General features: G+C 53.0%; 13 protein-coding genes. 4 read left to right on the top strand and 9 right to left on the bottom strand.

Translation table 11 applies throughout. The features are described 5' to 3' along the window. Positions 1-21: 21 nt before the first annotated feature. From OGV93_RS08050 to OGV93_RS08040, 3 genes are all read right to left on the bottom strand, one after another. On the bottom strand, positions 22-1,083 hold the full coding sequence (locus OGV93_RS08050) for a class I SAM-dependent methyltransferase (RefSeq protein WP_103928718.1): 1,062 nt from the start codon (positions 1,081-1,083) through the stop codon (positions 22-24). 68 nt (positions 1,084-1,151) lie between these two features. After that, complete coding sequence (locus OGV93_RS08045) at positions 1,152-1,529, bottom strand: hypothetical protein (protein WP_029139728.1); 378 nt, start codon at positions 1,527-1,529, stop codon at positions 1,152-1,154. Between the two features lie 470 nt (positions 1,530-1,999). Then, positions 2,000-3,046, bottom strand: coding sequence for an AI-2E family transporter (locus OGV93_RS08040; protein ID WP_016154849.1), 1,047 nt, complete (start codon positions 3,044-3,046; stop codon positions 2,000-2,002). 133 nt (positions 3,047-3,179) lie between these two features. Here OGV93_RS08040 and OGV93_RS08035 point away from each other — a divergent pair, with 133 nt between their 5' ends. Beyond that, a complete protein-coding gene (locus OGV93_RS08035; protein WP_047358184.1) occupies positions 3,180-4,397 on the top strand; it encodes an MFS transporter in 1,218 nt (405 codons plus the stop codon). 3 nt (positions 4,398-4,400) lie between these two features. Here the strand turns inward: OGV93_RS08035 and OGV93_RS08030 are convergent, their stop codons facing one another. Together OGV93_RS08030 and OGV93_RS08025 are read right to left on the bottom strand one after the other, a co-directional pair. Next, positions 4,401-4,958, bottom strand: coding sequence for a DcrB family lipoprotein (locus OGV93_RS08030; protein WP_016154847.1), 558 nt, complete (start codon positions 4,956-4,958; stop codon positions 4,401-4,403). Between the two features lie 72 nt (positions 4,959-5,030). Beyond that, positions 5,031-5,696, bottom strand: coding sequence for a 7-cyano-7-deazaguanine/7-aminomethyl-7-deazaguanine transporter (locus tag OGV93_RS08025; RefSeq protein WP_016154846.1), 666 nt, complete (start codon positions 5,694-5,696; stop codon positions 5,031-5,033). Between the two features lie 168 nt (positions 5,697-5,864). Here OGV93_RS08025 and tusA point away from each other — a divergent pair, with 168 nt between their 5' ends. Then, positions 5,865-6,110: a sulfurtransferase TusA gene (gene tusA / locus OGV93_RS08020; RefSeq protein WP_003827551.1), complete on the top strand. Its 246-nt coding sequence runs from the start codon at positions 5,865-5,867 to the stop codon at positions 6,108-6,110. Between the two features lie 46 nt (positions 6,111-6,156). Here tusA and zntA read toward each other — a convergent pair whose 3' ends face one another. Together zntA and OGV93_RS08010 are read right to left on the bottom strand one after the other, a co-directional pair. After that, positions 6,157-8,355 carry a Zn(II)/Cd(II)/Pb(II) translocating P-type ATPase ZntA gene (gene zntA / locus OGV93_RS08015; RefSeq protein ID WP_047358183.1) on the bottom strand — a complete coding sequence of 733 codons (2,199 nt, stop codon included), beginning with the start codon at positions 8,353-8,355 and terminating at the stop codon, positions 6,157-6,159. A gap of 74 nt (positions 8,356-8,429) precedes the next feature. Next, positions 8,430-9,056: a lysoplasmalogenase gene (locus OGV93_RS08010; RefSeq protein ID WP_016154844.1), complete on the bottom strand. Its 627-nt coding sequence runs from the start codon at positions 9,054-9,056 to the stop codon at positions 8,430-8,432. A 141-nt stretch (positions 9,057-9,197) separates the two neighbouring features. On the opposite strand from OGV93_RS08010, the gene OGV93_RS08005 reads away from it, so the two are divergent. Beyond that, positions 9,198-9,572 (top strand): DUF2500 domain-containing protein, encoded by a 375-nt coding sequence (locus OGV93_RS08005; RefSeq protein ID WP_101700402.1) that lies wholly within the window; start codon positions 9,198-9,200, stop codon positions 9,570-9,572. A gap of 84 nt (positions 9,573-9,656) precedes the next feature. Here OGV93_RS08005 and OGV93_RS08000 read toward each other — a convergent pair whose 3' ends face one another. Both OGV93_RS08000 and rsmD read right to left on the bottom strand, forming a co-directional pair. Continuing rightward, complete coding sequence (locus OGV93_RS08000; protein ID WP_016154842.1) at positions 9,657-9,932, bottom strand: DUF1145 family protein; 276 nt, start codon at positions 9,930-9,932, stop codon at positions 9,657-9,659. Then, a complete protein-coding gene (gene rsmD, locus OGV93_RS07995; protein WP_016157666.1) occupies positions 9,922-10,518 on the bottom strand; it encodes a 16S rRNA (guanine(966)-N(2))-methyltransferase in 597 nt (198 codons plus the stop codon). Before rsmD ends, OGV93_RS08000 begins: the two co-directional genes overlap by 11 nt. A 276-nt stretch (positions 10,519-10,794) precedes the next feature. Here rsmD and ftsY point away from each other — a divergent pair, with 276 nt between their 5' ends. Further along, the gene (ftsY, locus tag OGV93_RS07990) at positions 10,795-12,321 is read left to right on the top strand and encodes a signal recognition particle-docking protein FtsY (protein ID WP_094168852.1); all 1,527 of its coding nucleotides are present in this window, start codon (positions 10,795-10,797) and stop codon (positions 12,319-12,321) included. The last annotated feature ends 2 nt before the right edge of the window (positions 12,322-12,323 follow it).

Below are 12,323 nucleotides of genomic sequence, written 5' to 3'. Positions count from 1 at the left end.
ATCGGTTGTTCCGATTGTTTCTTATTTTTTCTTCTGACATATCAATAAAGTATGCCCAACACCTAAGTTGTCGTGGCGTTCATCTACCTGAAAACCTGCCAGATTCAGATAGTGATAAAACCTCTCTACGCTGTAGAAACGGCTGTTGCCATTCGCCATACAGGTAAAATAAAGCGAAGACGCATTCAGGCTAAATGAGGCCGCTTCAAATTTTTGGGCATCCCAAAACAGTTCCATAATGAACAGCTTCGCGCCCGGTTTCATCACCCGGGCAACGTTGCGCAGCATAGCGATAATTTGTTCCGGAGAAAAACAGTCCAGAAATTGACTCATCCACCAGATATCAGCGCCGGCAGGTAAAGGCGAGTCGCTAAGCATATCCACAGCATGGAAATTTATGCGATGAGATAATCCTGCATTTTCTATATTTTCGCGGGCAAGTGCAATTTGTTGCGGCAAATCTAATAGGGTGACAGTAATATTGTCATCATGCTGACAACAACGTAATGCCCATTTCCCGGTATTTCCGCCGACATCGTACAGGGTTGCAGGGGCGCTGGCGAATACATATGGCAATGCGGCATCAAATGCTCCATCTGAATAGTAATGATCGAAAGCAAACCAACTTTCACGCGCAGCCAGCGGTAATTGTGATAGTGCAGGATAGATTGTTGACCAGTCGCCAAAAGTTTTTAACCCTGCGGGTTTTCCTTCTTTCAGTGCATTTTCCAGATAGAACAGCCCCTGATAACAAACATCCTGGGTGAAGTCCATATTCACACGCGTCATCGTGTCATGTAAAAGAAAATGACCGACTTTAGCGAGGTAATAATATCCCTCTTTGTGGGTAATGATGCGCCCACTTAACCCCATATCCAACAGGATGCTGGCGGCATATTCGTTGATGGTGCTGTTTGCGGTAATCTCGTCGAGCGTGGCGCCGCGTTTACCTTGCTTGTCCAGCCAGGTGAGTACTCCAGCATTTCGCAGACACAACGCGGTTTGAAATAGCATAGGGGCAAAGGCGATACGTTGTGCTTCAGTAATGGCATCCAGTGCGCTAAGCGAATCCTGTTCGTACATGTGGGGACAACCTGTTAAATGGCAGATAGTAAGAGTATCGGGCCTTTTCGGCCCGACTTTAGGCGTAATTACAGATTGGCGCCGGCTGACAGATTAAGCTGGATGTCTTTATCCAGATTGCGTACCCAGCGGTTGTAGTTTTTGTGAATCTTTCCACCAGAAGCCTGCAGGTTGAGGCTGCTGTCATATTTGATGTCATAGCTGGTGGCGGTATAAGTGATACGGACTTCAGCCACATGATCGCGGGTTTGTTGGCGAGCTTTAATAATACCTGGTCCGGCTTCGGACATGACCCATTGGCGTTGAATACCGGCTTTCAGGATCGCGGTTTTAACCTGGTCCTGAGTATGTCCCGCGCTCACACTGGTGTGAACTTGATCAATCGGCGCAGTACGTGCACAACCCGCCAGTGCACCGACAACGGCAATGGCTGCAAACCACTTAATATACTGTTTCATTAAAACTCCCTCTCAAAGTACCGTTTATACATGTTAACTTATAAGCTCCGGAATCATGATGCACCCTTTATCACCTGCAATTTTATTTAAACTAAATTAGCGTTTTATTTCACTCTGTTGATAGCGAGGCAATGAGATGACCGGATGATAATATTCTATCACTTTCTTCAACAGAAACTTTTCAGCATCATCATCGGCGAGAAGTATAGATTTTTAGAGAAAACGTATCAAATAAAATAACCTTTAAATCTAAGTGGATAGTTTAAGTTAAATGCTTTGGATGTGTTCATTACTTTTATGTTTTTTGGCAAAGAATAATGCATGTGGATTATATATTTCCTTTATAAAAGAATGAATTCCTTTTCACTCTTTATTTAAGATAAGCCACTGTATATAGCTGTGTTGACGTCATTTTAACGTCAATATGGAAATATAATAACTACCTCGGTTGGTAGTTTTCAGGGTAGCCGACTTTTGGGCCTGCCGGGTCCCAGCAAAATTGCCAGTTTGCTACCGCCTGTGGTGGTTTCCATCCAGATTTTACACACGCTGGTTAACGGCACGGAGAGCAGCATACCTACCGGACCAAGCAGCCATCCCCACACCAACAGAGAGAGAAAGACGATTAGCGTCGATAATCCCAGCCGGTGCCCCATCATGCGGGGCTCAAGGATGTTGCCAATTACCATATGCACCACCAGAAACAGCGCCCCAACCAGCACGCATTCGTAAACGCCGTTGAACAGCAGCGCCTGGATCATGGGTGGAACGGCGGAAATGACCGAGCCAATGTTGGGCACGTAGTTTAGCAGGAATGCCAGCACACCCCACATCAGAGCAAACTGAATCCCCATTAGCGCCAGCCCCAGCCAGACGATGGCACCGGTCCATAAGCTGAGCAACGTTTTCAGCGCCAGATAGTGAGAAACACCTTTCAGCGCCCGATGCAGCCCCGCAATATGGATTTGGGGGTTGTTCAGCGCAAAGCGCAGCTTATAGGGAACATGACGCACCTCAAACAACATAAAGACCACCGTCATCACCAGCAGAACGACGCTGGCCATGGCACCGGAAAGACTTGTCATCAGCGTGGTTGTGAAGGTCATCAGCTTGTCGGAGTCCATACGTTGCAGCATGCGCTCCGGGGACATATGCAGATTCAGAAAAGGTACCATCTCTTGCAGATACAGAACCTTGCGCGTCAGCTCCTTGTTGTATTTTGGCAGCATGGCCATGAATTCAGTAATGGATGACGCCAGAACGCCGATTAACGCCGTAAGAACGATCAGCATCACCACCACGACTAACGTTATCGCGACTGGCCGACGTACACCCCGGCGAATAAACCAGGTGACCAGCGGATTCAATACAATGGCAAAAAAAAGGGCCAGCAGAAGCTGTACGATGATATCCGCCGCGGCATGAATACCCGCGAGGATCACCACCAGAGCGGCCAGTTTGAGCAGAATGTGCAAACCCGTTTTATCGGGCTGGGCGGTTGTCATGTCGTCTTCCTGTTTGCGTTTTTGCATTAAGTGTAGCGGCTGGCTTGCGACTGATATTCCGAAACTGACTACTGATTTCTGCCCGGCAACATGGTAGAAATGAAACACTGTTGTGAAAACGTGGTGATCCTCCATGCCCGAACCCGTCGCTGAACCGACGCTTAGCGGTTTACGCCTTAATCTGCGTATTGTCTCTGTGGTGATGTTTAACTTCGCCAGCTACCTGACCATTGGTCTGCCGCTCGCTGTATTGCCAGGCTATGTCCATGATGTGATGGGATTTAGCGCTTTTTGGGCAGGGCTGGTCATCAGCCTGCAATATTTCGCTACGCTGCTGAGCCGTCCACATGCCGGTCGCTATGCCGACCTGCTGGGGCCAAAGAAGATTGTGGTATTCGGACTGTGTGGCTGTTTTTTAAGTGGTCTGGGCTACTTCCTGGCGGGCTTCACGAATGGCTGGCCGCTGGCCAGCCTGCTGCTGTTATGCCTGGGGCGCGTGATTCTAGGGATCGGGCAAAGCTTTGCCGGGACTGGCTCTACGCTGTGGGGGGTTGGGGTCGTTGGTTCAATGCATATCGGACGGGTGATTTCGTGGAACGGCATCGTGACCTATGGCGCGATGGCGATAGGCGCTCCGCTGGGCGTTCTGTTTTATGCCTGGGGTGGCTTACAGGGACTGGCGCTGACCGTGATGGGCGTGGCGCTGTTGGCAATACTGCTGGCGCTCCCTCGTCCGGCGGTGAAGGCCAGCAAAGGCAAACCATTGCCGTTTCGCGCGGTGCTTGGGCGTGTCTGGTTGTACGGCATGGCGCTGGCCCTGGCCTCAGCCGGATTTGGCGTGATCGCCACTTTCATTACCCTGTTTTATGATGCCAAAGGCTGGGACGGCGCCGCTTTCGCGCTGACGCTTTTTAGCTGCACGTTTGTGGGGACCCGCCTGTTATTCCCAAATGGTATCAACCGTTTAGGTGGACTAAATGTGGCGATGATCTGCTTTAGCGTCGAGATTGTTGGGTTGCTGCTGGTCGGGATGGCTTCCATGCCGTGGATGGCGAAAAGCGGCGTCCTGCTGGCCGGTGCAGGGTTTTCGCTGGTGTTCCCGGCGCTGGGCGTGGTGGCGGTAAAAGCCGTCCCGCAGCAAAATCAGGGCGCTGCGCTGGCGACGTATACGGTGTTTATGGATTTATCACTGGGAGTTACGGGGCCGCTGGCTGGGCTGGTCATGACCTGGGCGGGCGTGCCGGTTATCTATCTGGCGGCGGCAGGGCTGGTGGCGGTGGCGTTATTGCTGACCTGGCGATTAAAAAAACGGCCTCAGGTGGTGTCACCGGAGGCCGAGTCATCGTCTTAACCGTTACTGGATAACCAGCGTGTTAATGATGTTTTCTGCGGTAGTCTGCGCTTTTTGCTGATCGTCAGCAGGCAGCGTGATTTGCAGAGTCAGCAGTTGGTTATCGACTTTACCCAACACCACGGAAGAGTAAGCGGTCTGGCCTTTGGCCGAGATGATGCTGTCTAACTGCTGCAGCGTGTGGCCTTTCAGCTCAATAGATTTATTGGTGACGACCTGCAACTGCGGGTCGCGGCTACGCTGCTGATCTTCCAGGCGTTTTGCCAGCACAGCCAGGTCTTCGTTGGTATTGTCGCCAACAATCACAATCACCGCTTTCTGGCCGGTTGCGTCAGAATAAACGTGCATATTGTTCGCCTGGGTGCCCAGTTTGCCGCTCTGATCGGTCATATCCGCTGGCAGGGAAAAACTGAGTTTACCGTCCAGCAAGCTGACCGGTTGTCCGGTGGCGCTACTTTCTGCGGCAGCACCCTCTGCTGGCGCTTTTGTATCGCTATTATCACAGGCCGCAAGCCCCATAACCAGCAGGCCAATACCGACATATTTAACCAGATTGCGCATTGACTTCTTCCTTTCGATAAACGGCCATAACGGCTCATTCGTCCATCTTATCACAACTCGGAAAATGAACCTTTAACTCGTCTGCAATGCAGCGATTTCGGATTTATCTGCCAGCCTTTTCAGTAACATATTCAGCAGCACGCCGTACATCGGCAGGAAGAAAATAATGCTGATCAGCACTTTGAAGCAGTAGTCAACCAGCGCGATTTCCATCCAGTGCTCGGCCATAAAGGCATCTGGGCTGCGCCAGAAAGCGATAAAGAAGAAGGCTAACGTATCGCTGATGTTGCCAAACAGCGTGGAAGCCGTTGGCGCCAGCCACCAGCGACGGTTCTGACGCAGGCGGTTAAAGACATGCACATCCAGAATTTGACCCAGCGCGTAAGCCATAAAGCTGGCGGCGGCGATACGGGCGACAAACAGATTAAAGTGCAGCAGTGCGCCGAATCCCTGCCACGATCCCATATAGAACAGTGATGAAACGACATAGGAGATCAGCAGCGCGGGGATCATTACCGCAAAGATGATACGTCGTGCCAACGGAGCGCCAAAAATACGCACGGTCAGATCGGTCGCGAGGAAAATAAACGGAAAGCTGAAAGCGCCCCATGTGGTATGGAAACCAAAAATGGAGATCGGTAGCTGCACCAGATAGTTGCTGGAGGTGATCACCAGCAGATGAAATAGCGATAGCCAAAACAACGCTTTTACGCGTTGAGATTGTGTAAACGGAGTCATATTGTGACCTTTTTGTTGGATGGGGTGAGGGAACCCAATAAAAAACCGTCGCATGATACTGCTTTAAGAGCACATTGCAATGGTTGTTTTTCACGCAATCGTTAACCTGATTGGCTTACGCCACAACAGAGCGTAAAATAACGCCGTTTTTGAATGAACGAGACTACGATGAGCGATCTGTTTACCTCTCCCGACCATACTCTTGATGCCCAGGGGCTGCGCTGCCCGGAACCCGTAATGATGGTGCGTAAAACCGTGCGCGGCATGCAAGCGGGTGAAACGCTGCTGATTGTCGCCGACGATCCGGCGACAACCCGTGACATTCCTGGCTTCTGTACCTTTATGGAGCATGAGCTGGTGGCAAAAGAGACCGACTCTCTGCCGTACCGCTATCTGGTGCGCAAAGGCCAGTAATCTTAGCCGGATGGCGCTAATGCAACAGCCGTCCGGCACAGACTCATTATCCTTTACGTAGTAACCGCAGCGCGTTAGCGGTCACCAGTACCGTCGCCCCCGTATCTGCCAGCACCGCCAGCCACAGTCCGGTTATTCCGAGCAGCGTGGTGACGAGAAAAATCCCCTTCAGGCCTAGCGCAATCGCAATGTTCTGGCGAATATTGGCGTGGGTGGCGCGGGCTAACTGAATCATTTGCACCAGACCACGCAGGCGGTTGTGGGTCAGGGCGGCATCGGCGGTTTCCAGCGCGACATCGGTCCCGCTTCCCATCGCAATGCCAATGGTGGCTGCTTTCATTGCCGGAGCGTCGTTGATGCCGTCGCCGACCATCGCCAGCGGCGACTGTTGGTTAAGATGGGTAACGGCCTGTACCTTATCTTCCGGTAATAGACCCGCTTTGAATTCGAGACCCAATTCACTGGCAATAGCTGCCGCCGCTCGCGGGTTATCGCCCGTCAGAATCACCCCTTTCACGCCAATCTGATTAAGCTCGCTGATGGCGCTACGGGCGTCGTCGCGCAGCGTGTCCTGTAGAGCCAGCACGCCGAGAACGGCATCGTTACGCAGCACCAGCACCACCGTTTGACCCGCGCTTTCCAGCTCGCTTATCTGCCCGGCAAAAGCATCGGCAGGCTGCTTACCGGCGGCGCAAATCAGCACGCGTTCGCCGTTGACCAGTGCTTCAATGCCCGAGCCAACCAGCGCCCGCTGATCTTTTGCGACAGGGATAGTCAGTTCGCGCGTTTGGGCTTCCCGAACAATCGCCTGCGCCAGCGGGTGCGTCGCGCCTTGCTCTACTGCTGCCGCCAGCGCCAGCAGTTCTGCCTCGCCAATACCGCTTGCCGGGTGAATCGCCGTGACGCGCGGTTTACCGATGGTCAGGGTGCCGGTTTTATCAAACGCGACCTGCGTTACCCTACCCAACTGCTCCAGCGCGGCCCCGCCTTTGATTAACGCGCCACGACGCGCCGCGGCGGCAAGGCCAGAGGTAATGGCTGCGGGTGTGGAAATCACCAGCGCACATGGGCAGCCAATCAGCAGCAGCGTCAGCCCTTTATAAATCCACTCCTGCCAGGATGCGGCAAACAGCAGCGGTGGTACAAGGGTGACCAACAACGCAACCGCCATAATGGCTGGGGTGTAAATCCGGCTGAAACGGTCAATAAAGCGCTCAATGGGGGCGCGGCGTTCTTCCGCTTCTTCAATCAATTTCAGAATACGGTCAATGGCGCTGGCACCCGGTTCGGAGAGTACTTCCAGCGTTACCAGACGGTCCACGCTGGTGGCACCCGCCGGGACTTTCTCACCGGTGGCGCGCTCAACCGGTATCGATTCGCCGGTCAGGGCGCTTTCATCAAAGCTGGCAAATCCGGAGACCAGCTTGCCATCGGCAGGTAAACGCCCACCCGCGGCAACCTCGATAACATCGCCTGGCTGGAGAGTATTGATAGCAACCTCTTCGCGCTCGCCGTTACGCAGGCGCGTGGCGGTTTCCGGCTTGAGCGCCATCAGTGCGCTGACCCCTTTACGGGCGCGGCTGGCGGCCCATCCTTCCAGGCGTTCGCCAATTAAAAACAGCAGCAGCACCATGGCGGCTTCTGCCGTCGCGCCGATAAACAGTGCGCCAATGGCGGCCACGCTCATCAACGTTTCAATGGCAAAGTAGCTGCCGGTTTTCATCAGACGCAGGGCCTGACGGGCAATGGGATACAGACCTACCAGCGTGGTGGCGATAAATGCTATCTGGCCAAAGGGGTGATTGAACTGCTCCAGCCCCCAGCTAATCGCCATCATGATAATCAGCGAAATCAGCGGCAGGTTCTCTTTAAACCGCGACTCGGGGGCGGCGTCTGGCGCTTGCTCATCGCGCAGGGTATAGCCTGCCTTTTGCACTGCGCTTTCAACTTGCAGGCGGATATCGGAACCCGCGTCGACTACCAGTTTTTCGGTGGCGAACAGAACCTGGACCTGGTTGACGCCGTTGACCTGGCGGACCGCATTCTCCACTTTTCGGGCGCAGGCTGCACAGTCCATGCCTGCCACTTTCCAGGAGTAGCGGGTACCCATTACGGTACCGGATACGGGTGGTGGGGTGGAGCAACTTCCTTCGCAGCAGCAGTCGTCAGCCTTTTGTGGCGCAGGCGCTAGCTTGAAAGAAGAAAATTGTGGGGCTTTTTTGCCACTGGAATCGGGTGTCGACATGGCATCCTCCGGTTGATAATCATTTCATATTAACCGGAGGATACACTCTGGAGTCGACTCCAGAGTCAAGCGTTTTAAAGATACAACGAACGAACAATCAGGAAATGTCCGGCGAAGTAGCAGGCGGCAGCAATTGCGTTATCGGCGCGGAAGCGGCGACGGTAATGGCTACCCAGCCAGACAATGTTGCCGATGAACAGGAGTGATGCGCCCATAAAGGCCGACAGCGCCGGAGCGGTCGGGCGGAAGAACCACAGCTCACCAGCCATCCAGACCATCATCAGCGTGATACCAATAAAGGTACAGATAGCGATGCGTAGCTCTTCCAGACGTGTCCAGATCACGGCAATCAGCAACGCCCCCAGCACCACCAGCACCAACGGCAAAGGCCAGAAGAACGACAGCGTCATTTGGCTGGCGAAGTAAATGGTATACAGCAGATGCGACAGGAAGAATGCCCCCACGGCATACAAAAGGCGTTGGCGCGGTAACAGCGTCAGCGCATCGCCCAGCAGCGAGGCAAGCAGGCCAGCCAGCACCAGATAGCTGACAGCATTAAACATTGGCGCCTGCCAGGCCAGCAGCGCCAGCAGGAGTAAGGTTAGGGGTTTAAAGACCCAGCGTTGCCAGGCGGGCCCACGATAGGAAGCATCCACGAACAACCATGCGGAAAGGCAGACAGCGATAAACGACCAAAGCATCTTAGTTCCTTGAATTCGTTATTTTTTCGTAAGCGGGGTGCTCACGGCTCTACTGTTCAGTGTAGAGGTCGACACTGCCAGATGACAACACCATAACAGGCAATGTATGCTTATTTCCGCATTTTCTGATGGGTTAATAATATGAGCAAACCACCACTTTTTTTCATTTTTATCATTGTCTTAATCGTTGTTGCTGCGTCGTTTCGCTTCGTTCAGCAGCGGCGTGAAAAAGCCGATAATGATACTGCGCCGTTAGTGCAAAAGCAGGTGGTGGTGAGTAACAAACGGGAAAAACCGCTTAACGATCGGCGATCCCGCCAGCAGGAAGTGAGCCCGGCGGGGACCAGCATCCGCTATGAAGTCAGTTTTAAGCCACAAAGTGGCGGCTTCGAGCAGACGTTTCGTCTGGATACCCAGCAGTACCATGCGTTAACGGTCGGGGATAAGGGAACGCTGAGTTACAAAGGTTCGCGTTTTGTTGATTTTACAGTGAACGCTAAGGTTTCATCTGACTGATGCCGGATGGCAGCTTACGCTTTGTCCGGCCTGGAGATTTTGTCGCCCCGGCCTGCTAAGCGCCGCCGGGCGAAAAGATCACAGTTACTTCTTCAACTGATCTTTAATCTTCTTCTGCCAAACCAGTAACTCAAAGACGCCGAACAGAAAAATACGGATTTTCTCTCCGCGGGTCATCTGCGGGCCATCTTTAGGCATGGTGCTTTTTAACAGCGCCAGTTGCATGCCGTGCATCAGCACCATAAAAATCAGTGCGACGTTAACGAAGATGTTAAGCGGGCGTGGAAAGGGTTGGAAAATATTGAGTAGTAAAAATGCCCAGACGCACAACATCAGCAGGCGTCCCAGGTTAATCAGCATCGTGTTCTCCTCGTGCTTCACGTTGGTAAAGGCGATAGGCGACCTGTCCGGCGACTTTTTCGCGGTACAGCGACCAGTTCACCGGAACCGGCGGCAAACCGTTTTCTACTTCGCTTTCAACGTAAATATACGCTTCATTTGCCAGCCAGCCATGAGTTTCCAGAAGAGTTAATGTTTCTTCCAGTAATCCTTTGCGAAACGGCGGGTCAACAAACACCACGTTATGCGGCGTACCCGTCTGGGCCAAAAATGTCAGGGTATTGGTGTTGACGACCCGGGCATGGGGGGCTTTCAGCGTGGCGAGATTGTTTTGTAGCTGCTGTGATACCGCGCGATCCATTTCCAGAAGCGTCGCATTTGCCGCATAGCGAGAGAGGGCTTCCAGCCCCAGCGCGCCGCTGCCGGCGAAGCAGTCCAGGCAGTGAGCATCGACCATTACCGGGGCCAGCCAGTTAAATAAGGTTTCGCGTACGCGGTCGGTGGTTGGGCGCAGACCGGGACTATCCGGAACCGGGAGTTTACGGCCACGCCATTGACCACCAATAATGCGGATCTGGCCGCTACCAGAGTGATTCGGTTTTTTCATTTCAATTATTGCTCAATCCGCTGCTGACGTGTCATTCCAGGCGGTGATGTGAGTTAAGTTAACCCGTCGCCTTTCAAGTTACCTCTTCGTTGGCTGTACTTACTCACCCGAATCACTTACTAAAAGTAAGCTCATCGGGATTCGTGCGCTTGCCGCCTTGACGTAACTCGAAATTCATTGGGTATAAGTGATAGACTATTTCATCATTTTTTTAGCTGCTATGTACATAGCGTTGACGCTGTGCCATGAAGCAACAGCGGGGGAGTGTAGTCGCAAATGGCGAAAGAGAAAAAACGTGGCTTTTTTTCCTGGCTGGGCTTTGGTCAAAAAGAGCAGGCACCGGAAAACGAGACAGAATTAAAAAACGAAGAACAACAACCGGTTGCTGAAGAAACTACCGTCGTTGACGAACAGCCGCACGCCGAGGAAACCCGTAGCGAGGCGGAAACGGAAGCTTTTGCAGCTGAAGTTGTTGAAGTGACTGAACAGGTTGCGGAAATCGAAAAACTGCAGTCGGAAGCAGAACCTGTTGCCGAACAACCGCAGCCGGAGATTGAGCGGGTTGCTGAACCTGCAGCTGAACCCGTTGTGGAAACGCCAGCGGCGACGGTTATCGAACGCGAAGAATTGCCGCTGCCGGAAGAGGTGAAAACCGAAGAGGTTTCTGCCGAAGAGTGGCAGGCCGAAGCGGAAACCGTTGAAATCGTTGAGGCGGTTGAAGAGGAAGCCGAAAACGAACCGCACCTGACTGATGAAGAGCTGGAAGCGCAGGCGCTGGCTGCTGAGGCAACTGAAGAAGCCGTGATGGTGGTGCCGGTAGAAGAACCTGCCGTAGAAGCACCGACAGAAGAAGAGGGAGTCCAGGAGCAGGAAAAACCAACGAAAGAAGGTTTCTTTGCGCGTCTGAAACGCAGCCTCCTGAAAACAAAAGAAAACCTTGGTTCCGGATTTATCAGTCTGTTCCGTGGTAAAAAGATCGACGATGATCTGTTTGAAGAGCTGGAAGAGCAACTGCTGATCGCCGACGTGGGCGTAGAAACGACCCGCAAGATTATTGCGAATCTGACGGAAGGTGCCAGCCGTAAGCAGCTCAAAGACGCGGAAGCGCTGTACGGCCTGCTGAAAGAAGAGATGGGCGAGATTCTGGCGAAGGTGGAAGAACCGCTGAATGTTGATGGCAAGACGCCGTTTGTTATCTTAATGGTTGGCGTCAACGGCGTGGGTAAAACCACCACTATCGGAAAGCTGGCGCGTCAGTTTGAGCAGCAGGGTAAATCGGTGATGCTGGCGGCGGGCGATACCTTCCGTGCGGCGGCGGTAGAGCAGTTGCAGGTCTGGGGTCAGCGTAACAACATCCCGGTGATTGCTCAGCATACCGGCGCGGATTCCGCGTCCGTCATCTTTGATGCCATCCAGGCAGCGAAGGCGCGTAATGTAGATGTGCTGATCGCTGATACCGCAGGGCGTTTGCAGAACAAATCGCACCTGATGGAAGAATTGAAAAAAATCGTTCGCGTCATGAAGAAGCTCGACGAAGATGCGCCGCATGAAGTTATGCTGACTATCGACGCCAGCACCGGGCAGAATGCGATAAGCCAGGCCAAACTGTTCCATGAAGCCGTGGGCTTAACCGGTATCACCCTGACTAAGCTGGACGGTACAGCGAAGGGCGGGGTCATCTTCTCGGTTGCCGATCAGTTTGGCATCCCTATCCGTTATATCGGTGTGGGCGAACGTATCGAGGATTTACGTCCGTTTAAAGCGGACGATTTTATAGAGGCACTTTTTGCCCGAGAGGATTAACA

This window comes from Citrobacter sp. Cb031, from assembly GCF_030336725.1.
Lineage (GTDB): Bacteria > Pseudomonadota > Gammaproteobacteria > Enterobacterales > Enterobacteriaceae > Citrobacter > Citrobacter braakii.
This window is presented reverse-complemented; position numbering and strand designations above follow the sequence as displayed.

Coding starts and splice junctions, on each gene's coding strand:
- OGV93_RS08050 (WP_103928718.1), bottom strand. CDS start 1,083: ATGTACGAACAGGATTCGCTTAGCGCACTGGATGCCATTACTGAAGCA.
- OGV93_RS08040 (WP_016154849.1), bottom strand. CDS start 3,046: ATGACAACCGCCCAGCCCGATAAAACGGGTTTGCACATTCTGCTCAAA.
- OGV93_RS08035 (WP_047358184.1), top strand. CDS start 3,180: ATGCCCGAACCCGTCGCTGAACCGACGCTTAGCGGTTTACGCCTTAAT.
- OGV93_RS08030 (WP_016154847.1), bottom strand. CDS start 4,958: ATGCGCAATCTGGTTAAATATGTCGGTATTGGCCTGCTGGTTATGGGG.
- OGV93_RS08025 (WP_016154846.1), bottom strand. CDS start 5,696: ATGACTCCGTTTACACAATCTCAACGCGTAAAAGCGTTGTTTTGGCTA.
- tusA (WP_003827551.1), top strand. CDS start 5,865: ATGAGCGATCTGTTTACCTCTCCCGACCATACTCTTGATGCCCAGGGG.
- zntA (WP_047358183.1), bottom strand. CDS start 8,355: ATGTCGACACCCGATTCCAGTGGCAAAAAAGCCCCACAATTTTCTTCT.
- OGV93_RS08010 (WP_016154844.1), bottom strand. CDS start 9,056: ATGCTTTGGTCGTTTATCGCTGTCTGCCTTTCCGCATGGTTGTTCGTG.
- OGV93_RS08005 (WP_101700402.1), top strand. CDS start 9,198: ATGAGCAAACCACCACTTTTTTTCATTTTTATCATTGTCTTAATCGTT.
- OGV93_RS08000 (WP_016154842.1), bottom strand. CDS start 9,932: ATGCTGATTAACCTGGGACGCCTGCTGATGTTGTGCGTCTGGGCATTT.
- rsmD (WP_016157666.1), bottom strand. CDS start 10,518: ATGAAAAAACCGAATCACTCTGGTAGCGGCCAGATCCGCATTATTGGT.
- ftsY (WP_094168852.1), top strand. CDS start 10,795: ATGGCGAAAGAGAAAAAACGTGGCTTTTTTTCCTGGCTGGGCTTTGGT.